The organism is Myxococcus xanthus (assembly GCF_006402735.1).
Taxonomy (GTDB): domain Bacteria; phylum Myxococcota; class Myxococcia; order Myxococcales; family Myxococcaceae; genus Myxococcus; species Myxococcus xanthus_A.
The window spans coordinates 1,762,074-1,780,091 of record NZ_CP017174.1 but is presented as its reverse complement, the minus strand read 5'-3'; the positions used below and the strand labels follow the sequence as shown (position 1 = coordinate 1,780,091).

Sequence of the window (18,018 nt, the reverse complement as noted above, 5' to 3'; positions counted from 1 at the left end):
GGGCGCTCAACTTTCCCTTCTTGAGGATTCGCGTCATGTCCCGCCGCACCATCGTCATCGGAGACCTTCACGGCTGTTACGACGAAGCCGTGGAGCTGCTCGACAAGGTGGGCGCGACCTCCAGCGACCGGATCATCTTCGCGGGTGACCTGGTGGACCGCGGCCCGAAGCGCCGCGAGTGCGTGGAGCTGGCCATGTGGCACGAGGCCATCCTCGGCAACCACGAGGAGAAGCACCTCCAGCAGCGCCACCGGGCGGACGAGCGGTTGCATCCCGACCACCTCGAGACGCGCCGGGTGCTCGAACCCGGGCACTATGACTGGATGGCACAACTGCCTCGCTACCTGCGGCTGCCGGAGCACAACGCCATCGTGGTGCACGCCGGCATGCTGCCGGACATCCCTGTCGAGAAACAGGACCCGTACCACCTGCTCCATGCCCAGTGCATCCGGCCCCCAGCGGCCAAGAGCTACTGGCCATCCAAGGCGCCTGAAGGCTGGACCTTCTGGACGCACCACTGGAAGGGGCCGGAGCGGGTCATCTTCGGCCACACCGTCTTCGACGCGCCGCTCGTCACCGAGCACGCGGTGGGTATCGACACCGGGTGCGTCTACGGACGGTCGCTGACAGCGGTGGTACTCCCTACCTGGGAGCTCGTCTCGGTGCCGGCCCGGAGTACATACCGGGGCGGCAAGGACGTGGCCCGGATTCCGGTCCACGGCGACGTGTCCGTCTTCTCGTAATCAATTTCGCGCCCGGCCGACGGGGCCCAACACGCCATACAGCTGTCGCGGGTTCGAATCCCGCCGGAGCCATTCGTGGCTCCGTAGCTCAGCGGTAGAGCACTGGGACCGTTAATCCAAGAATGGCCTCGTCACTCGGGCGCACCCTTTCCTCCACATTCTGACTTCGCATGGGCCGCCTTCGCTGAAGCGCAAGGCACCCGTGCGTCCACGCGCGGTGCACTCCGCTCGCCTCGTCGCGAGTGGTCCGCCCCGCGCCTGACCCGCGGCACGTCCCAAGGGAGACACCATGACGACCCAGACGCAGAACCCGAACGCGCTGCTGCCCGAGTCGCAGCGCGGTCCCGCCGAGCGCCTGCTGGACCTGGTGCTCGGAGGCTCCGCCCACCTGTGGCACAACCGGCCTGGCCTGGATGTGAATGGCACCTGGCACGCGGCGGCGCACGCCACGCCGTTCCAGCGTGAAAAGGGGCGCCCGGTGAAGCCGGGCCTCTTCGTTCCCGCCGCAGTGAAGCTCTACCGGCAGCTCCTGGACATCTACCGGCTCAACGCCGAGTTGATGGCTCACTTCGCGTCGTACGCGCTGACCCAGACGGACTGGCGCGACCTCAAGGTCGCGACGTGCGCGCTCATGCTGGTGCAGGAGCACGCGGGCCAGCCCGTGCGCGATGAGCACGGCGGCGTGGCCTTCCACGACGACGACTGGCGAGCCATCGGCGAGGCGATGGTGCTCCACTACGAGCGCAAGTCGATGCGCATGCTCACGCCCAAGGCGGTGCTGCGCGTGGCGGAGCTGCTGGAGCATCCGGAGATCGCTCAACTCAACCGCGAGGCGGGCTTTGGTGACCCAGCGTCCCGAAAGGCGCCGCTGGGCCGCTGGAAGCGCGTGGCGTCGAAGTGGCTGGCGGCGCGTGAGGCCAACATGCCCATGCTCCAGGGTCTGGTGAAGGCGGGCTACAAGGAGACGCTGAAGAAGCTGGCGCGCAAGGCCGGCTACAAGCCGCGCGCGCAGGGCTTCTTCGAGGTGCTTGGCTGGAAGCAGAAGCAGTCCGCGCAGGGCCACCGCGAGGTGGGCCTGAATGGGCTGACGCTGGTCAAGCGCGAGCGCTTCGACGGCCTGTCGGAGGCGGAAATCTGCGAGTGGATCGACCTGGAGCGCCTCTCCTACAAGGAGGTCGTGGGCCGGCTGCCGAAGGACGTGGGTCTCACGCCGGCCATCATGGCGGCGCTGTTGCCCTCGCTGTCGGACCGTGACCTGCGGCTGATGACGCCCACGCTCGAGGAGCTGGGCCTGCTGACGGACCCGGCCATCCGCGCGCGTTGGGAGAAGGCAGTGCACACGGCCACGGACCAGCGGGCGCTGAACATCGCGAAGAACGTCCGCAGCGAGGTGCTGCGACGCAAGCTGGAGGAGGCCAGCGACAACGCGGCACGGCAGGCAGTGGCGGAGGCGACGGCGGAGACCGACGTGCGGGTGATGTTCCTCATCGACAAGTCGGGCTCCATGGAGGGGGCCATCGAGAGTTCGAAGGAGGCGCTGTCGCGCATCCTCGCGGGCTTCCCGATGGACAAGCTGCACATCGCCGCGTTCGACACCCTGGGCACGGTGCTGCGTCCAAAGGCCGCCAACCGCATCGCCGTCCAGCACATGCTGGCGGGGCTGCGGGCGTCGGGAGGAACGGTGCACGCGTCCGCGCTGCACGCGTTGCATCGTGACGGCGTTCGCGTGCCGGAGGACGCGAAGCTGGTGGTCATCGTGGTGGGAGACGAGGCCGGAGAGGCAGGCGACCAGTTCGCCCGGGCATTCCGTGACCTCCGCATCCCGGTGTCGGCGATGGCCCTGCTGGTGTCGGTGGCACATGCGCGGGGCTCGACGGTTCGAACCTGCGCCGCGCAGCTGCGAGTGCCCTTCAGCGAAGTGAACGTGGACCAGTTCGAGGACCCGTACCAGGTCCCCCGGGTGCTCAAGGCGCTGATGGATGCGCCCACGCTGCCCGGAACCGCCCAGTCCGGCTGGGTGGAGCGGGTGATGCGCACGCCGCTGCTGAAGGTGGCGTGAAGCCAACGCAGTGAGGAAAGAGGAGGCGTCGTGGACTACCGGAAGTTCCTCGGGAAGGTGGAGTCGGTGGTGCTGCCGTATCTGGGCGGTGGCACCGTCGATTCCGCCTCGCGACGCCTCCGTGTCACCACCCCGGTCACCCCGGGGTGGTGGCGCTTCGATGTGAAGGGACGAGACGCCACGCCGCGTGAACCCTCCGAGCCTGAGTGCATGGAGGCGCTGCCGCGCGTGCGGGGACATGCCTGGGGACGCCGGCTGGTGCGAGAAGGCGCCGTGGCGGAGCCCCTGGAGTTGATGCCGGAGGAGGAGCCGCCGCGCCTGGCGCCGGTGAGTGCGCGCCGATGGTTTGACGGCGCCCTGCTCTTCGAAGGCGAGGATTTCGAAAGCGAAGCCGAGGGCGCGGCACGCCTCGCGCTGGAGCAGAACCAACCCCTCGCCCACATTCGGGGCGTGAGCGCCCCCCTGCGGGCCGCGTTTGGCTACGCCCTGCTGGAGCGTGTCTCGCGCGACCTGGGCATCCGCTTCGCACCCGCCGAGGTCCGAGGCCGGATACTCGCGGTGGCGGAGGGCGGCCGCGTTCCGGCGGAGGATTGCCTGCGTCGTCTGCACCATGAACGTGAAGCCCAGACGGCACGGACGCAACAGGAGCGAGAGTACGCCGAGCGACGGGCCCGGTCCGCGGAATTGATTGCGGAAGCCCAGCGGCGCATCGCCCGTCTGGAGTCGCGGGGCGTCCGCGGGAATCCGAGGGAGGATGGCATGCAGCGCGCGCAGCAGGCGTTGATGAACGCGGGCGCGCGTCCGCTGGACTTGCGGCGGCTGGCGGGCCAGCGGCTGGAGGTGACGTATGCCTTCATGGGGGAGCGCTTCGTCTCCATCGTCGCGGCGGACTCGCTCCAGGTCCTGGACGCAGGCATCTGCCTGGCCGGTGCGGACGGAGATGTCACGCTGGAGAGCCTACCGTCCGTCATTCGCGAGGCCATTGAAACGGATGTCCTGGTGGTGACCCGGCATGCCTGAGGAGACGGCCATGTCCACACGAGAGGTCTGCCTGCTCATCGGCCACGGCGGCGAAGTGCTGTGGTGCGACGCGTCCGACAGCCCGAATCAACTGCCCGACTCACGCGCCCGCTGGGAAGCCATCTGGCGGCTGCGTGACGTCCTTGAAGAGGTGGCGCACAGCCACCCCGACGGTCCGCTCGGCTTCTCCGCCGAGGATGAGAGCACCATGGCCGCGCTCACCTCCGCGCTCGGGAAGCCCCTGCGCTTCTCCGTCGTGGCGCCCGAGGGCATGGTGGCGCGGCTGCGAGGCCGGGACGTCCTGGTGGCGGCCGAGCCATGGTGGGCGGAGGCGCTTCGCAGCGCCTCTGGCATCCGCCATACCCCCAGCGGCCTCGCTTGAGTCTTCAGACGGTGCGCGTCCAGAGGTCGCGGATGTCCGGCGGAAGCTGGCCCATGACGTCCTCGGACTCCCCTTCGGTTATCTGGTGGCGGACGGCATCCATCACCGCGCGCACCACCGGCTCCACCGCGTCTGGGTGAAGGCTCAGGTCCTCCCCGACCCGACGCAGAAGGTGCTCGCGGTGGAACTTGGGAGGCAGCTCTTCCTCGTGCTTCTCACAGCGGTGCAGCAGCAGGGTCAGCTTGCGAGGAAGCTGGTCCTCCAGGTCGCTTGCCTCCTCACTGAGGATTCGCTGCTCCAAAGCGCAGAGGACGGACACCGCGGCCTTCTCGGCCACGGCGGGTGACATGCCGCCTCGCTCGCACAGATGATTGATGAAGGCCGTGTACGTCTGGCTGGTGCGTGACTCGTGCCGCAGCCGCCTGCGGACCTCGATGGGTGTATCCCGGCGGCTGGTCTGACGCTCGCTGCCCTGCGGAGCGCCCTTTCCCTGCTCACGGTCATTGGGCATGGGCTGTCCTTCCTTCATGAAATGGCGTGTGCGCCTCACGGTGCCCACGCCATCCATAAGGAGCACGACGCAGCGGCACGAAGTCCGTGCCGCCGCCTCCCCGCTCGCTACGCAGCCTTGCTGCGCACGTACGTCTCGAAGAGTTCCCCGAAGAAGAAACGTCCGAAGCGGGCGAGCGCGGCCAGCCGCTGCACCGTGCCCTGGGCATGGAGCACCCGCAGGGTGGAGAGCTGCACGGCGAAATCCTTGGCGTTCAGCCGCAGGTAACCCCGGGAGATGCAGGGCCCCGAGGCGTTCTCGCCACGGTAGATGGACACCAGGAGCCGCGTGGTATCCACCCACAGGTCCGGACCGTCGTCGTCATGGACGTCCTTGTAGCCGTCGACAAAGAAGCGCTCGCCGGACTCTGAGACCAGCGGAAGTTGGTAGCGCATCCGCCGTCCGCCAGGACGAGCGCCCTCGTGGGTCATCAGGTGCAGCACGCCCTGCTCCACCGTCATCGGACGGGAGGACAACACGGGCGCCACCACGCAACCCGACAGCTGCATGGGGTGCAGCGGATGCGCGAGCGTCTCCTCCAAGTCCCGTGAGTCCACCGTGACGATGAAGCGAAACGGCGACGTGTCCCTGCGCGCGGGGTCCCCGGCTCGCAGGAAGTCCTCGTCGGCCCCCGCGGAGATGTAGCCGTACATGGTCTCGGTGAACTGCACGGCCAGGGGCTGCGTGGGCTGCGGCCCCGGGGCCTCCGGAACCGGCGAGTAGTCCACGCTCCAACCGTGCCGCCGGGCCATCAGCGCCACGGTGCGCTCCGCCACCGCGGAGATGGTGAGCAGCGGGTTGATGCCCAGTGGCCTCGGAATCACGGAGCCGTCGCTGACGTAGAGGCCCTCGTGGACCTCCGTGCCCTCGGGCCCCGCGAAGACGCGGCCCTCGTGGTCCACCACGCCCTCCTCCGCGCGCTCGCCCATGGCGCACCCGCCCAGGGGATGGGTACACAGAAGCTCGTGGCCGGTGAGCTTGTTCCAGAGCGGGTTGCGCACGAAGGTTCCGCCCAGCGCCTCCGTGGCGCGGCGCAGGCGTTCATCCACCCGCGTGAAGACGGCCTGCCGCCCCGCGCCCGGCCAGTGGACGCGGACCCGGTCGCCCGACAGGCGCAGTTCACCCGCGCCGTCATCATGGGACATCACGAGGAACGTCTGCGTGTTGCGCATGGCCCCGTGGTACGGCCCGCGCACGGCACTGTCCGCGATGCGCGCCAGTTCCCCAACCCGGTCGATGACGCCCCGGTCCGTGTCCTGCCCGGCGATGGCCGACGCAGCGGCGAGCAGCGCCGTCACGGGACGCGCGAGCGCGGCGGGAATCGCGCCGTTCTCGATGATCATCCCGTCTTCCTGCCGCAGCGTGGCCCGGTCATCGATGATACCGCTGATGGTGGGGCCCACGGGCTCGCGCCCCGCGGAGGGCGCCTCGCCCAGACCCACGCCATGGACAGGGACGTCCGTGTTGTAGCCGAACGCCATCACGTCCCCGTTGTTGCTGAAACGCTGGCCCAGACGCCCGGAGAGGGACAGCCCCAGCGCCTTCGAGCGAAGCAGGAGCTCCGCGGTGCCCATGGTCCCCGCCGCGAGGATGACGCGGTCGGCGGTCAACCACAGGTCTGGCGCATCGAAGCGCTCGCGGCCGGCGTTCATCGGCCGGTAGTACACGCGCCACCGGGCACCTTCGCGCGCCAGGTAGCGCACGCCCACCTCGGTGAAGAGCTTCGCCCCATGGCGGTGCGCGTCTGGCAGGTAGTTCATCAGCACGGAGTTCTTCGCGCCGAAGTTGCAGCCCGTCATGCAGTCACCGCACAACGTGCAAGCGCCCTGACGCACCCCCGCGGCGTTGACGCCCTCCTCGAAGGTGACGGCCAGGGGCGGCCGGCGGAAGGTGCCGCCCAGCTTCTCCGCCGATTTCGCCAGCGCCGACAACGTGGCCAGCGGCGGCGCGGACTCCGGATAGGGCAACGGCCGCAGCATGTGCTCGGCCCAGGCGAAGCCGTCCTCCAGCAAGCCATCCACGTCGGCGCGGAACGCGTCCGGCCAACGTGCGTCCAGAAACACCCGAGGGTCCGGCCGCATGGCCACGTTGGCATTGATGAGCGACGTCCCACCCAGGCCGCAGCCCGTGACGACGGAGACGTCCCCGCCCCGGTGGAGCTCGAACAAGGCCGTCGGACTGCCCACGTCGGCGGCGGCCTCGGGGTCGAAGTGAACCTGGAACTCGGACATGAACTCGGCGTCCGTGCGTGGGTAGTCACCGGGCAGGAGCTCCCGGCCTCGCTCCAGGACACAGACCTGCTGGCCCGCGCGTGCCAACCGGCTGGCGGTGATGGCCCCTCCATACCCCGAGCCCACCACCACCACGGCGTAATGCGACGCCAGCTCACTCCAAGGTGACGACAACCTCCGCATTGGCGCTCCCAATGACATCTCCCGCCCTGACCCCAGCCCCTTTTCGCGGCCTGAGGTGCTACCGCCAGTACGGGCTGGCGGGAAGGACGGCCAGGGAGACAGACGCCCGAGCCGCCGTTCCTTGAGGCCCCAAGCGATGGAGCCACCTCCGGACATAGAGTCGGTTGGGACGGCGGTCAAAATCAGGGGCCGGGCACCTACTCCAGTTCGGCGGCCTCTCCGTCCGCGCGACGGAGTGCGTTGACCAGCCGGTGCGCATGCCGCGTGGTCTCCGGCTCGCGGTACTTCGGGCTCACCTTGAGCACCAGCTCCACCGCCGTGGGCAGGTCCATCAGGTGGCCCGGGGACACGTAGACGGGCTGCACGCCCTTGCGCGTGCGCACCGCCATGCCCACGACCTCGCCCCGGTGCATGAGGGGCGCGGTGGAGCCTCTCGCCTCGCCCAGCGGTCCGTGCGTCCCCACCAGCAGGGACTTGGCGCAGCCGATGGAGGGCACGCCGAACAGCAACCCTCCGTGACACGCAATCCCCATGCGCCGGGGATGGGCGGTGCCTTGTCCATCGAAGATGACCACATCGGGGCGCACCGTGAGCCGCTCCCAGGCAGCGGCGATGATGGGCAGCTCGCGAAAGGACAGCAGGCCCGGCACGTAGGGAAAGTGCAACGTCACCGCGGCCCCAGACTGGGCCACCGGCGCCAACGTCTCCACGTCCAGGACGACGAACCCACCAAAGCCGGTGTCCTTCCCCTTCTCCGTGGAGATGTCCGCGCCCGCGATGCGCTCCACCTTCAGCCCAGGGGGCGGCCGGAGCACCAGTTGCTCACGCAGCCGGCGCTGCAGCTCCACCGCCTCCGAAGGCGTGACCTCCCACCGGCTCACCTCGGGCTGAAGCGCCATGCACACGCAACCTCCACTGCCAATCTGAAGGCTCTGACCTCAAGGGCAACCCATGACGTCCCTTCAGCGTGGACTGGTGAACTGGCCGCGCCCCTCTGGAACCCGCGACCCTCCACGCGCGAATAGAAACCGCTGGGCCTGTCCTGGCGACCACCGAGCCCACCGGATGACCTTGGCGGACGCGTGCGTGCTCAGCTCTCCGCCCATGCCACGACCCACCTACGCCCGCTTCCGCCGGACGGGCCTTCCCCTTCTGGCGCTCTGTGCATGCCTGGCCGGCAGCGCAAGAACGGAGGGCCCGGCAGGTAGCGACCATGCGCCGCCCCGTCCTCCTTCCGCATCCCAGGGACACGGACAGCTCTCCGCACCCGCGCTGGACGCACTGGAACAGCGCATCCTCGGCGAGGGGTGCGAGACGACGTTGCTCGGTGATGCGAAGCGCCGCTTCGTCGAGTCACAGCTCCTCTGCGATGGCCACCTGTCCTTCATCCTCGTTCAGGCGGCGCTGGACGGCCATCCCCTGCCAGACACGCAGCGACGACTGCATGCGCTCCTCGCGGACGCGCTGGGACGGGCCAGGGCCCCCTTCATGCGCGGTGGGACGGACGTCGTCCTGGGCCACGCCCTGCCACGGAGCATCCTCTACCGGGGCTACGTGCTGCTGATGCTCGCGGGCATCGAACGCGCGGGCATGCAGGACGCTGCGTCCACGGCGCTCTTCGATGCCCTGGCCAGCCAGGTCGTGAAGGCGCTCGAACACCAGTTGCTACTGCCCAGCTTCAGTACCTCCATCTGGCCGTGTGACAGCGCGCCGGCCGCCGCGGCCCTGCTGCTCCATGGCCGGCTGCGAGGCCATGCGCCCTCCGAGGCCGCGGCAGAGCGGCTCATCGCGCGACTGGTGGAACTGTCCGCCCTGCCCTCGGGCTTTCCCACTCAGGTCGACGCGAAGGGACTCGTCGTGGAACGTACGCAACGGGCCACCACGCTCGCGTGGACGGGCGCCTTCCTCGCCATGGCCGAGCATCCCGCCGCGGGAACCTTCACCGCCACCCTGGTGCGGGACTACTGCGCTCGGCCCGCGGGCTCGCTCCTACCGCTGGCGGCCTGCCGGGAGTGGCCTCGCGGAGTGAAGGGGAAGGAGGACTCCGCCAGCGGTCCGCTCGTCTTTGGCGGCTACTCCGTGGGCGCGAGCGCGCTGGCCATCGCCGCGACGCGACTCTCCGACACGCATGGCACGTGGCATGCCCACCTGGTGAACGCGGCACGAGAGATGGGCATCAACGACATCCTGTCGCGCCCCGGGAAACGTCCACTGGAAACAGTCTTGTACGTATGGGGAACCACCATTCGTCCGTGGTAGGTCATGGCCAGACATCGCGCCTTGGAGCGCCATGGCATGTTCAATCACGGACCGCTGGCTCATCCCTCCGGGTTGATTCATGAATAAGCCGTTTTTGATGTACACCCGTTTTACCCATCACAACCAATTTCCTCTGGGTAAAACATGAATCGACACACACTGAAGCTGTTCGTCTCCGTGGGCATGATGTTGCTGATGGGGGCATGCGCATCGCGGCAGGTGCCCTGCAAGGACCGCACGGCCAGCAGGCCCACGATGGGCCAGAAGCAGACCGGCAAGTTCATCACCGTCCGAAAGAAGATTCCGGGTGAGTACATTGTCGTCCTGAAGTCACCCGCACAAAGCCTCGAACAGGTCGAGGTCCAGCAAGCCACGACGAGCCTCACCACGGCGTACGGTGGCACCGCATTCGCGATGTATGAGAATGCGTTGCGTGGTTTCGCGGCCAAGATGACGGAAGCCCAGGCGCGGGCCATGGCGAACGACCCCGCAGTGGACTACGTGCAAGAGAATGGCGTGGTCAAAATCGCCGAAAGCCAGCAGGGGCCCACGTGGGGCATCGACCGGATGGACCAGCGCAAGCTCCCGCTGGACAAGGTCTACACCTTCACCGCGACGGGCCAGGGCGTGCACATCTACATCCTGGACACCGGTGTGCGCTTCTCGCACCGGGAATTCGGTGGCCGGGCCTCCATCGGCTACGACGCCATTGGCGACAGCATGCGGGGCAATGACTGCAACGGCCACGGGACACACGTCGCGGGCACGGCGGCGGGCGCATCCTACGGCCTGGCCCGCAACGCGATTGTCCATTCCGTCCGCGTGCTGGGCTGTGACGGCTCCGGCGCCACCTCTGGCGTCATTGAGGGCATCGACTGGGTGACCCGGAATCACGTCTCGCCCGCCGTCGCGAACATGAGCCTGGGCAGCGACGAGGACCCGGCGCTCGACGACGCGGTCCGCCGCTCCATCGCCGCGGGGGTCACCTACGTCGTCGCCGCGGGCAACGAGGACAACGACGCCTGCAAGCACTCCCCCGCCCGTGCGCCAGAGGCCATCACCGTTGCCGCCACCGACAGCAAGGACAAGCGCGCCACGTTCTCCAACTGGGGGGACTGCGTGGACGTCTTCGCGCCGGGGAACAAGATCAAGTCCTCCTGGCACTACGGCGACCGCGAGAGCCGGGAGCTGAGCGGCACCTCCATGGCAACCCCTCACGTGACGGGACTGGCCGCGCTGTTCCTCGAGGTAAACCCCATGGCGAAGCCCGAGGCGGTCGCCAATGCGGTGTTCACCAACGCCACCGAGAACACGGTGTCCAACCCGGGCTGGTGCTCGCCCAACCTGATGGCGTACTCGGGCTTCATCACCGCGCTCCCGGGGTTGCCCGTCGTGCAGCTCAAGGACTTCCTTCCCAAGCCCGCAGTGGTCAGCAGCAGCGAGCCGCGGTAGGCGTCTTCCCTGGCAGCCCGGCTTCCCGTGAGAGGAGCCGGGCCCTGTTGGCAACGCCGCCGGCCGATATCGTCAGGCGCCTGCCCCCATCGCCGTCCCGGCGTGAGTCCCACCGGGCGCACCCTCGCGCTCCGCCGGGCGCGTGAGGAGGCGCACACGACGATGGCCACGCTCAACATCACCTACGACGGCATGTCCGCGGACGTCCCGGTGGAGCTGGACGGCCCCGTTCCGGACACCGACATCCGCCGCATCGCGACGGAGCTGGTTCGTTCGGGCGGAGTGCCCGGCCTTCACCTGAGCCAGCTTCGCGACGACGCGTTCGCCCACTTCGTCGTCGACCGGTTCCGGGGCGCGCGGGGTGAGGAGCGCATCTACCTGCGCCCCAAGGTCCCCTTCGGGGCCCGGTGAGACACCGCCATGCGAATCCTCTTCTGTGGCGTGGGCGCCATCGGCTCCACCGCGGCGGTGCTGTGCCGCAACCTGGAGGCCACCCTGGTCTTCGTCGACTTCGACCGGGTCGAGTCCAAGAACCTGCTCGCCCAGGCCTACGTGAAGCCCTCCGTCGGGAAGAACAAGGCTGAGGCGCTCAAGCTCCAACTCCTCAACCTGCACGGGGTGAAGGCGGAGTCCCACGGCGTGCGGCTCACCCGAGACAACGCGGAGGCTCTCTGCGGTGGCGCGGACCTGCTGGTGGACTGCATGGACAACCAGCACAGCCGGCAGGTGCTCATCGACTACGCGCACCAGACGGGAAAGCCGCTTGTCCACGGCGCGGTGAGCGCCGATGGCACCTTCGGGCTGGTGCGATGGGATGAGCGCTTCACCCCGGATGCCGAGGACGCCCAGGGCCAGGCCACCTGCGAAGGAGGCGCACACCTCCCCTTGCTGGGGCTGCTCTCCGCGACACTGGCCCGCGCTATTCAGGACTTCGTGAAGCACGGCACCCGCCGTGATTCGCTGGTGAACCTGAGTTCGGTCCTGTCCCAGTGACTCACGGTCGCATGCGCCGGACTCGGCGCCGATACGCGCCTGGCGTCTCGCTGAAGTGACGCTTGAAGACCTTGGTGAACGCGCGCTGTGAACGCGCGCTCCGTCTCATAGCCGACGTGGTCTGCTCTCCAATTTTCGGACCAGTTGAAGAGTGAGAGAGTCCTCGCGGCCGGGAGGTAGGTCGGTCGTTCAGTCGCGCATTCGTGTGATTCCGCGGGGAGCGCCCCGGCGTATATCGGAAGAGCGCTCGAGCGTGCACGCCTCGACTCCGAGCCGACGCAGGACTGAGCGGCCCCGTGTCTCTCACAAGATGCAGCGCCGCGGGCTGTCAGGAGTGAATTTTCAGCGCGTCATTTCACCCAAGAAAGGGGCGTGATGCCATGACGATGACTTCGCAGAAGTTCTTGAAGAGCGCCCAGTATCCCAGCAGCCCGTGGCTCAACATCGACGCGGCCCCGTCTCTTTCTGGCGGTCTCCGCGCGAATTCCAAGAGTCCGCCCGACTCCCGCTGACGCACGCGTACCTGATACGGACGCGGCATGCGCCGCGGAGGCCGGGCTCCCATCAGGGAACCCGGCCTTTTGTCGTTCCGGCCCTGCTGGGTTCGACCCCCAGCGTTCCCAATCACAGCCAACTTCACTTCTGGGTGTAGCTCAGTCTGGCCAGAGCGCACGGTTCGGATCCGTGAGGCCGCAGGTTCAAATCCTGCCACTCAGACACCACGCCTCCGTAGCTCATCGGTAGAGCACCCGCCTCTTAAGCGGGTGGCGAGGGTTCGAATCCCTCCGGAGGTATCGCATTCCCCGGCAGCTCAACTGGCAGAGCACGCGGCTGTTAACCGCGGGGTCGAGGGTTCGAATCCCTCCCGGGGAGCTGAACGAAGGGCCCTACCAACCGGTAGCCCCCTGTGTCAGGAAAGATGTCGCCTCGGCTGGGCAGCAGACATCTGTCCCTCTTCCTTCGTAACCGTCCGGTGGGCGTCGTGCCGGAAGGCTTAATGACGAACGGAACTTGTGCTTGGAGGCATTCTCAAGCACCAAAGGATGGGGTCGGCGGGGTGGACCTGAGTCGTGTTGGGAGCATCAAAGAACGCGGGATTCTGGTCATCGACGCAGCCGCGGACCTGCTGAGCCTGCTGGAGTTGACCGACACCGTGGTAACAGGCGACGCGAACCTCCTGACGGGCGCACTGGCCGACGGCATCGTGAAGGCCGGGGGATGCGCCATGCCCTGCCCCTCACGGGCAACCGGGGGCCCTCGCACGCCGCGGTGTGCGAGAGGCTGTGCGTCGTGGGTAGCAAAGACGTGCTGGATGAGGCGCGGGCAGAGCCCTTGTGCGATTCGCGCACGGACAGTGGGGAGGAAGCAGGCCATGTCCGAGAAGAGCAACGACGCGGTTGGGCATTTGACGTGAAGCACTTCCCTGGCGTGCAGCACTACCTGCCGCACGCCAGGAGTGTGTTGGCGCTGGCTCGAGAGCGTTCTGTCGTTACGCCGAACGGCACCGAGACAAGCCGCGAGCTGCATTTCTTCGTCAGCCCCCGCGTGCCGCCATCGCGTGAGAGGGGAACCCAGCAATTCTCACACTCGGACGGGAAGAGGTGCTTGAACTCGCTCACCTTCTCCTCGGCAACAAGCGCGCGTGTCAGGCCTTTGTGTCCCGGCTGACCGCCGCGCTTCTTCCCACTCCCGCACTGCCTGCGCCGCTCGGTCCGCTGCCCCAGCGTGTCGCTCGACGGTGGCCGGTTCGAGTTGCCCGAGTTCCGCCGCAACTGTTCCCTGAGCTCCCGCACCAGTCGAGTCAGCTCCTCGACCTGACGCTCGAGCTCCGCGATGCGCGCATCCTTGGGGTCGACCTCGGCCACGACAGGCCGTGTCTCATGTCCCACGCCGCGTCAGCGAGCGACAAGCCTCCCGCCGGCTGATGGCCTGCTCCTTCTTCAACCGCCCAGCCCCCCCTGAACGCTTACCTATCTCGGGCACTGGGGGCGCACAAATTTGTAGAGTCCCTCGGGGAGTAATAGGGTGCCCCCGTTTCTCTGAACCGAGACTGACACTCAGCTCTTCGTCTTGAATCACGTCCCTATCTCTGTCATCAAGGCTGGGCTGTACGTCTCCGAACGCCATGGAGTCCCTCGCGCGACGCTCCTGGGTAGGCCGTCCGTCGAGGAGCGCGAGCTGACCGGACCGCTTCGTAGAATCAGTTGGGATGCCTTCTGCGAATTCAACGACCGGATCGAACAAGCATGGAGTCCGCTGGGGGGCGTCGAGCAGTTCGCCCTGGCGGTGAACGAGCAAATCCCCGAGATACTGGCGGTGGCCCGACGGGTGCTTTCGCCTCTTCAGCTCCTCCGGTTGGTGATTTCCGTCGGGAGCTGGGCGCATCCTCGGATAATGGTCCGGAGCAAGCTGCTCGGGCCGGATCGGCTCCAGCTCGAACTTTCGCTGCCGGATGATTGGCGCGATTCGCCGGCGTTCTTCCGCATCTGCAGCGCCTCGCTCGCGAACTCGCCACGGCTCATCGGCCTGCCCCGGGCTCAGGTGGAGTTGGAGCTCGCGCCACGTCGAGCCGTCTATCGGTTCCTGCTCCCGCCCTCCCGAACGGCCTTCGCTCTCGGAAGCGAGGTGGCCAGCCAGGCCCACCTGCTGATGCTGGAACGAATCTCCCATCTCCAGGCGGAGGTCAGTGCGCTCCTGAGAATGCCTCGAGGAAAGAGCGCCACGGGGGCTCGCAGACGGTTCCCTGCCTGGCACGGGGCGCTCACGGCCCGCCAGGCCGAGGTCCTGGAGCTTGTCGTTCAGGGAATCTCGAACCGGGACATCGCGAACCGCCTCCGGTGCGCCGAGCGCACGGTGGAGGTGCACATCACGGACATCCTCAAGAAGTCTGGCAATCAGAGCCGAGCCCAGTTGATCGCCGCGTTCTGGGGGGCGCAGGACTGAGAGCGTTGCGCCTCGTGGAAAACCACTAGCCACCTTTCCACTCTCCGCCTGGAAGGCCGGATAGGGCTTGAGTCTCCACGTAGCCCGCACCGATACAGAGGCGCGCAATACTCACCCTTTGGAGGAAGTGCCATGCGCGCTTCGCGTATGCGTTGTTTGCTCGTTTCCCTCTTCATTGCTGGCTGTGGCGCCGACCCTGGCAAGGGAGATGATCCGCCCCCTCCCAGGCCCACGCCTACGGACACCACCATCACCGTCGCGGGGAGCAAGAGCACTCTCGCTGTCAATGAAGTGCTCGCGTTGACCGCCGCGGGGCGGGACAGCCGTGGCCAGCCGGTGATGCTTGACGACGTTACCTGGAGTTCGAGCGAACCCTCCGTCGTGCGTGTGGAGCGGGACGGGAGGGTGACGGGAATGGGGGCTGGGACTGCGACGGTCACCGCTGCGTCGGGGAACAAGAGCGGGAACCTGACGCTAACGGTTCGGGGGGCCATTCACTCAAACGGAAGCATCTTGACCAGCGAGACGTGGCGCGAGGTGGACAACCCGCATATCGTCCTTGATGACATTGTCGTTGCGGGTTCCGGCACCCCGGTGCTCACCATCGAGGCGGGGTGCATCATCCGCTTTGAGCATGGCGCATCAATCGAGATCGGCTACGGCAGCGAGGGCGGGACGCTCCGGGTCCAGGGGACAGCGGAGAAGCCGGTGACTTTCACGACGAATGCCGACTCGCCGGCTCCGGGCCAGTGGCAGGGCGTGTACTTCTTGGAAGGGGCCACCTCCAGCAGCATCTCCCACGCCGTCGTTGAGTACTGTGGTTCGAATTCGGGCTACGGCACCGCGAACGATGCCTGCATCATCGTGAGTGGAAGCACCGTGCGTCCCAACTTTCAGGACGTGACGATTCAGCACAGCGCGTCCCAGGGCATCACGTTCATGCACGAAGGTGCCTTCGGCTCGAACTCAATGGGGCTGACGGTGACGGACGTGGCGAATGCCCCCATCTACATGGGAGTCAACCAGCTCGGAAGCCTCCCGGGTGACAGTGTTTTCATGTCCAACGGACGCAACGTCATCCGGTCGCCGGGCGGGCAGGTGGACCGCTCGCAGACCTGGGTCAACGTTGGCGTCCCCTACGCCATGGAGGACTCCGTCTATGTCGATGGCGCAACCACTCCGACGCTGACGTTGAGCCCGGGAGTCACGCTGCGCTTCGGTCGCCTGAGCTACTTCGAGATTGGCACGGGAGAGGGTGGAAATCTGCGCGCCGAGGGAACGGCCGAGGCCCCCATCACGCTGACGGCCGACGCGGAGTTCCCCATGTCTGGCCATTGGCAGGGCCTTGTGTTCGGCGAGATGGCGACGGCTGCTAGCAAGCTGACGCGGGCCGTGGTCGAGTACGGCGGCTCGCGCGCGAGCGATGGGAACCCAGACGCGAACGTCAGGGTAATCGTTGACAAGGGTCCCATCATTACCCAGACCACGCTCCGTCACTCCATGGGGTGCGGAATCACTCGTGCGAAGACCCCCAACTATGACACCTTCACCACGGATTTCACCGCGCCGAGCCTGGGGAACGTGTTCTCTGATAACTCAGGCCCCGCGCAGTGCGGCCCTTGAGCCCTGAGGTGTGAGGTGGGGCGTGGGACCGGATGACGGTCTCCGTCCCTCGCTCGTTGCCGCCACCGCCTTTCTGTGGCGGCAACGAGTCTGGAATCTGCTTCGCTCAACTCCCTGTGCCTATCCAAAATTCGGTCGCTGCGACATGGGGGCGTCAAGGCCGCGTCGAACCGTGCGCCAAAGCGAGCGAGGCGCGCACCGCAGCGGCGACAAACTCCCTGACACAGGGGGGCTCTTCACCGACTACACACGACTCGGGACTCGACCGGCATGAGGGCCGTCAGCGCGGAGTCTAGGGGGCATGGCTTGTCAGGGGCGGGCTGACACCCTCGATGCGCGTATGACCGTCCTTTCCGACCTCCAATCGGACTTGCGTCTTGCCAGCGGCGTCGCGGATCTCCACGGTCGCGACGCCGCTCTCGTTGACACCGAGAGTGATGCGCTCTTGGGGGGAGTTCCCATCGTTCGAGCGAAGTTGAATCGAGGGCCTCCCGTGGATGGTTGAGACACACACGGCCTCATAGCCCTCCGCGCTGTCGAAACACAGTCCGTGGAAGCCTCGCTCGTCCAGCATTCCAATCCCTCCCATTTCCTGGCCCGACGGGCCCAGGAACTGAAGTCCATAACCGGGCGCGGCACGTGGCCCCGGGAGGGGGGCCCCGATGCGGACACGTGTCTGTCCTTGCGCGTCGACAATGTTCAATTCTCGAAGGTTCATTGATGTCGGTGGAGCCTGCTCCGTGCACGAGGCGAGCGCACCCGCCAACAAGACGACACCGCCGGCCCACGAGGATTTGCCAAATGCACCACGCATGGAGGGCGACCTTTCTGGTTGAGAACCGACAATGGGGTTCTGCGTCGGAAGCATGAAGGCGCACCGGGCCCTATCGCAAGCACCATGCGACACACTCAGTGCCACCGCCCCCAGCCCGTCACCGCCACGTACCCGAGCATCCCGCCTATCTCCAGGACCGCGCACGGCCGCGCGACGACCCGCATGCCTTGTCTCGGCGACACCACCTGCCACGGGGACATAAAGCGCCACAGTGAAGCCCGAACCATCGAGCCTTGTCAGGAACGAAAATCACCGGACGTAGAGTCTCCTCGAAAGGAGCGGCGACCATGACGACGTTGACGATGCAGACGAACCCGATGAAGCGCAGCTATCGCAACAACCTCTGGTCCCAGCTCGACGCCGCCTCCTGCTCCCTTGTGAGCTTCGATTCGAAGTGCATCGTGGGATTTGACCGGATTGGCGGCCATCCGCCCGTACCCTGCTGACGCTCGCGCCCCATCACCGGCGCGCCAAGCCACGCAGAGGCCGGGCTCCCATCCAGGGGACCCGGCCTCTTGGCTTTCAGGGCCCCCGCTCCTCCGGGGACGTAGAGCGTTAGGGGAGACGCGCGGGCCTGTAGAGCCCGAGCCTGACAGGGCCCGCTGGGTTCAACTCCCAGCGTCCCCATGCAGCACGAGCGTGGCCCGCCACGCCCAGTCGCACACACCTCACGGGGTATCGCTCAAGGGCAGGGCACTCGTCTGATACGCGAGAAATCTCGGTTCGAGTCCGAGTACCCCGACAG

General features: G+C 67.2%; 14 protein-coding genes, 5 tRNA genes and 1 pseudogene. 16 read left to right on the top strand and 4 right to left on the bottom strand.

The features are described from left to right. Positions 1–35 precede the first annotated feature (35 nt). The 4 genes from BHS09_RS07590 (at position 36) to BHS09_RS07575 (ending at position 4,204) form a co-directional block, all read left to right on the top strand. The gene (locus BHS09_RS07590) at positions 36–743 is read left to right on the top strand and encodes a metallophosphoesterase (protein ID WP_140797530.1); all 708 of its coding nucleotides are present in this window, start codon (positions 36–38) and stop codon (positions 741–743) included. Between the two features lie 289 nt (positions 744–1,032). Then, positions 1,033–2,802, top strand: coding sequence for a vWA domain-containing protein (locus tag BHS09_RS07585; protein ID WP_140797529.1), 1,770 nt, complete (start codon positions 1,033–1,035; stop codon positions 2,800–2,802). 30 nt (positions 2,803–2,832) lie between these two features. Then, positions 2,833–3,822 (top strand): hypothetical protein, encoded by a 990-nt coding sequence (locus tag BHS09_RS07580; protein ID WP_140797528.1) that lies wholly within the window; start codon positions 2,833–2,835, stop codon positions 3,820–3,822. A gap of 10 nt (positions 3,823–3,832) precedes the next feature. Further along, on the top strand, positions 3,833–4,204 hold the full coding sequence (locus BHS09_RS07575; protein WP_225888602.1) for an MPN domain-containing protein: 372 nt from the start codon (positions 3,833–3,835) through the stop codon (positions 4,202–4,204). A gap of 4 nt (positions 4,205–4,208) precedes the next feature. Here the strand turns inward: BHS09_RS07575 and BHS09_RS07570 are convergent, their stop codons facing one another. From BHS09_RS07570 to nfi, 3 genes are all read right to left on the bottom strand, one after another. Further along, positions 4,209–4,715 (bottom strand): DUF2267 domain-containing protein, encoded by a 507-nt coding sequence (locus tag BHS09_RS07570; RefSeq protein WP_174259216.1) that lies wholly within the window; start codon positions 4,713–4,715, stop codon positions 4,209–4,211. Between the two features lie 107 nt (positions 4,716–4,822). Next, positions 4,823–7,168 carry a GMC oxidoreductase gene (locus BHS09_RS07565; protein ID WP_140797526.1) on the bottom strand — a complete coding sequence of 782 codons (2,346 nt, stop codon included), beginning with the start codon at positions 7,166–7,168 and terminating at the stop codon, positions 4,823–4,825. Between the two features lie 197 nt (positions 7,169–7,365). Next, positions 7,366–8,073: a deoxyribonuclease V gene (gene nfi, locus BHS09_RS07560; RefSeq protein WP_140788570.1), complete on the bottom strand. Its 708-nt coding sequence runs from the start codon at positions 8,071–8,073 to the stop codon at positions 7,366–7,368. A gap of 199 nt (positions 8,074–8,272) precedes the next feature. Between nfi and BHS09_RS07555 the strand changes: the two genes are divergently transcribed. The 7 genes from BHS09_RS07555 to BHS09_RS07525 all read left to right on the top strand — a co-directional run bounded on the left by BHS09_RS07555 (position 8,273) and on the right by BHS09_RS07525 (position 12,745). Then, the gene (locus tag BHS09_RS07555) at positions 8,273–9,427 is read left to right on the top strand and encodes a hypothetical protein (RefSeq protein WP_237078110.1); all 1,155 of its coding nucleotides are present in this window, start codon (positions 8,273–8,275) and stop codon (positions 9,425–9,427) included. A 144-nt stretch (positions 9,428–9,571) separates the two neighbouring features. Continuing rightward, positions 9,572–10,879, top strand: coding sequence for a S8 family peptidase (locus BHS09_RS07550; protein ID WP_140788568.1), 1,308 nt, complete (start codon positions 9,572–9,574; stop codon positions 10,877–10,879). A 162-nt stretch (positions 10,880–11,041) separates the two neighbouring features. Then, positions 11,042–11,290, top strand: a complete 249-nt coding sequence (locus tag BHS09_RS07545) for a hypothetical protein (RefSeq protein WP_026113817.1) — start codon at positions 11,042–11,044, stop codon at positions 11,288–11,290. A 9-nt stretch (positions 11,291–11,299) separates the two neighbouring features. Beyond that, positions 11,300–11,872 (top strand): HesA/MoeB/ThiF family protein, encoded by a 573-nt coding sequence (locus tag BHS09_RS07540; RefSeq protein ID WP_140797525.1) that lies wholly within the window; start codon positions 11,300–11,302, stop codon positions 11,870–11,872. Positions 11,873–12,514: 642 nt separating this feature from the next. Then, positions 12,515–12,589, top strand: a tRNA-Pro gene (locus BHS09_RS07535). Positions 12,590–12,595: 6 nt separating this feature from the next. Then, positions 12,596–12,666 (top strand) — tRNA-Lys (locus BHS09_RS07530). A gap of 6 nt (positions 12,667–12,672) precedes the next feature. Beyond that, a tRNA-Asn gene (locus BHS09_RS07525) sits at positions 12,673–12,745 on the top strand. 668 nt (positions 12,746–13,413) lie between these two features. Here the strand turns inward: BHS09_RS07525 and BHS09_RS07520 are convergent. After that, a pseudogene (locus tag BHS09_RS07520) lies at positions 13,414–13,761 on the bottom strand (DUF6444 domain-containing protein); the annotation flags it as partial. Positions 13,762–13,942: 181 nt separating this feature from the next. Between BHS09_RS07520 and BHS09_RS07515 the strand changes: the two are divergent. The 5 genes from BHS09_RS07515 to BHS09_RS07500 all read left to right on the top strand — a co-directional run bounded on the left by BHS09_RS07515 (position 13,943) and on the right by BHS09_RS07500 (position 18,015). Further along, positions 13,943–14,815, top strand: coding sequence for a helix-turn-helix transcriptional regulator (locus BHS09_RS07515; RefSeq protein WP_140797524.1), 873 nt, complete (start codon positions 13,943–13,945; stop codon positions 14,813–14,815). A gap of 132 nt (positions 14,816–14,947) precedes the next feature. Then, positions 14,948–16,438 carry an Ig-like domain-containing protein gene (locus BHS09_RS07510; protein WP_174260506.1) on the top strand — a complete coding sequence of 497 codons (1,491 nt, stop codon included), beginning with the start codon at positions 14,948–14,950 and terminating at the stop codon, positions 16,436–16,438. Between the two features lie 1,122 nt (positions 16,439–17,560). Continuing rightward, complete coding sequence (locus tag BHS09_RS38815) at positions 17,561–17,719, top strand: hypothetical protein (RefSeq protein ID WP_174258681.1); 159 nt, start codon at positions 17,561–17,563, stop codon at positions 17,717–17,719. A gap of 95 nt (positions 17,720–17,814) precedes the next feature. After that, positions 17,815–17,900 (top strand) — tRNA-Tyr (locus BHS09_RS38470). A gap of 44 nt (positions 17,901–17,944) precedes the next feature. Beyond that, positions 17,945–18,015, top strand: a tRNA-Ile gene (locus BHS09_RS07500). Positions 18,016–18,018 lie beyond the last annotated feature (3 nt).

Bases quoted from the DNA above. Each gene is read 5' to 3' on its own strand.
- BHS09_RS07585 (WP_140797529.1), top strand. From the start codon at position 1,033: ATGACGACCCAGACGCAGAACCCGAACGCGCTGCTGCCCGAGTCGCAG.
- BHS09_RS07570 (WP_174259216.1), bottom strand. From the start codon at position 4,715: ATGCCCAATGACCGTGAGCAGGGAAAGGGCGCTCCGCAGGGCAGCGAG.
- BHS09_RS07540 (WP_140797525.1), top strand. From the start codon at position 11,300: ATGCGAATCCTCTTCTGTGGCGTGGGCGCCATCGGCTCCACCGCGGCG.
- BHS09_RS07550 (WP_140788568.1), top strand. From the start codon at position 9,572: ATGAATCGACACACACTGAAGCTGTTCGTCTCCGTGGGCATGATGTTG.
- BHS09_RS07575 (WP_225888602.1), top strand. From the start codon at position 3,833: ATGTCCACACGAGAGGTCTGCCTGCTCATCGGCCACGGCGGCGAAGTG.
- BHS09_RS38815 (WP_174258681.1), top strand. From the start codon at position 17,561: ATGACGACGTTGACGATGCAGACGAACCCGATGAAGCGCAGCTATCGC.
- BHS09_RS07590 (WP_140797530.1), top strand. From the start codon at position 36: ATGTCCCGCCGCACCATCGTCATCGGAGACCTTCACGGCTGTTACGAC.
- BHS09_RS07510 (WP_174260506.1), top strand. From the start codon at position 14,948: ATGCGCGCTTCGCGTATGCGTTGTTTGCTCGTTTCCCTCTTCATTGCT.
- BHS09_RS07555 (WP_237078110.1), top strand. From the start codon at position 8,273: ATGCCACGACCCACCTACGCCCGCTTCCGCCGGACGGGCCTTCCCCTT.
- BHS09_RS07545 (WP_026113817.1), top strand. From the start codon at position 11,042: ATGGCCACGCTCAACATCACCTACGACGGCATGTCCGCGGACGTCCCG.
- BHS09_RS07565 (WP_140797526.1), bottom strand. From the start codon at position 7,168: ATGCGGAGGTTGTCGTCACCTTGGAGTGAGCTGGCGTCGCATTACGCC.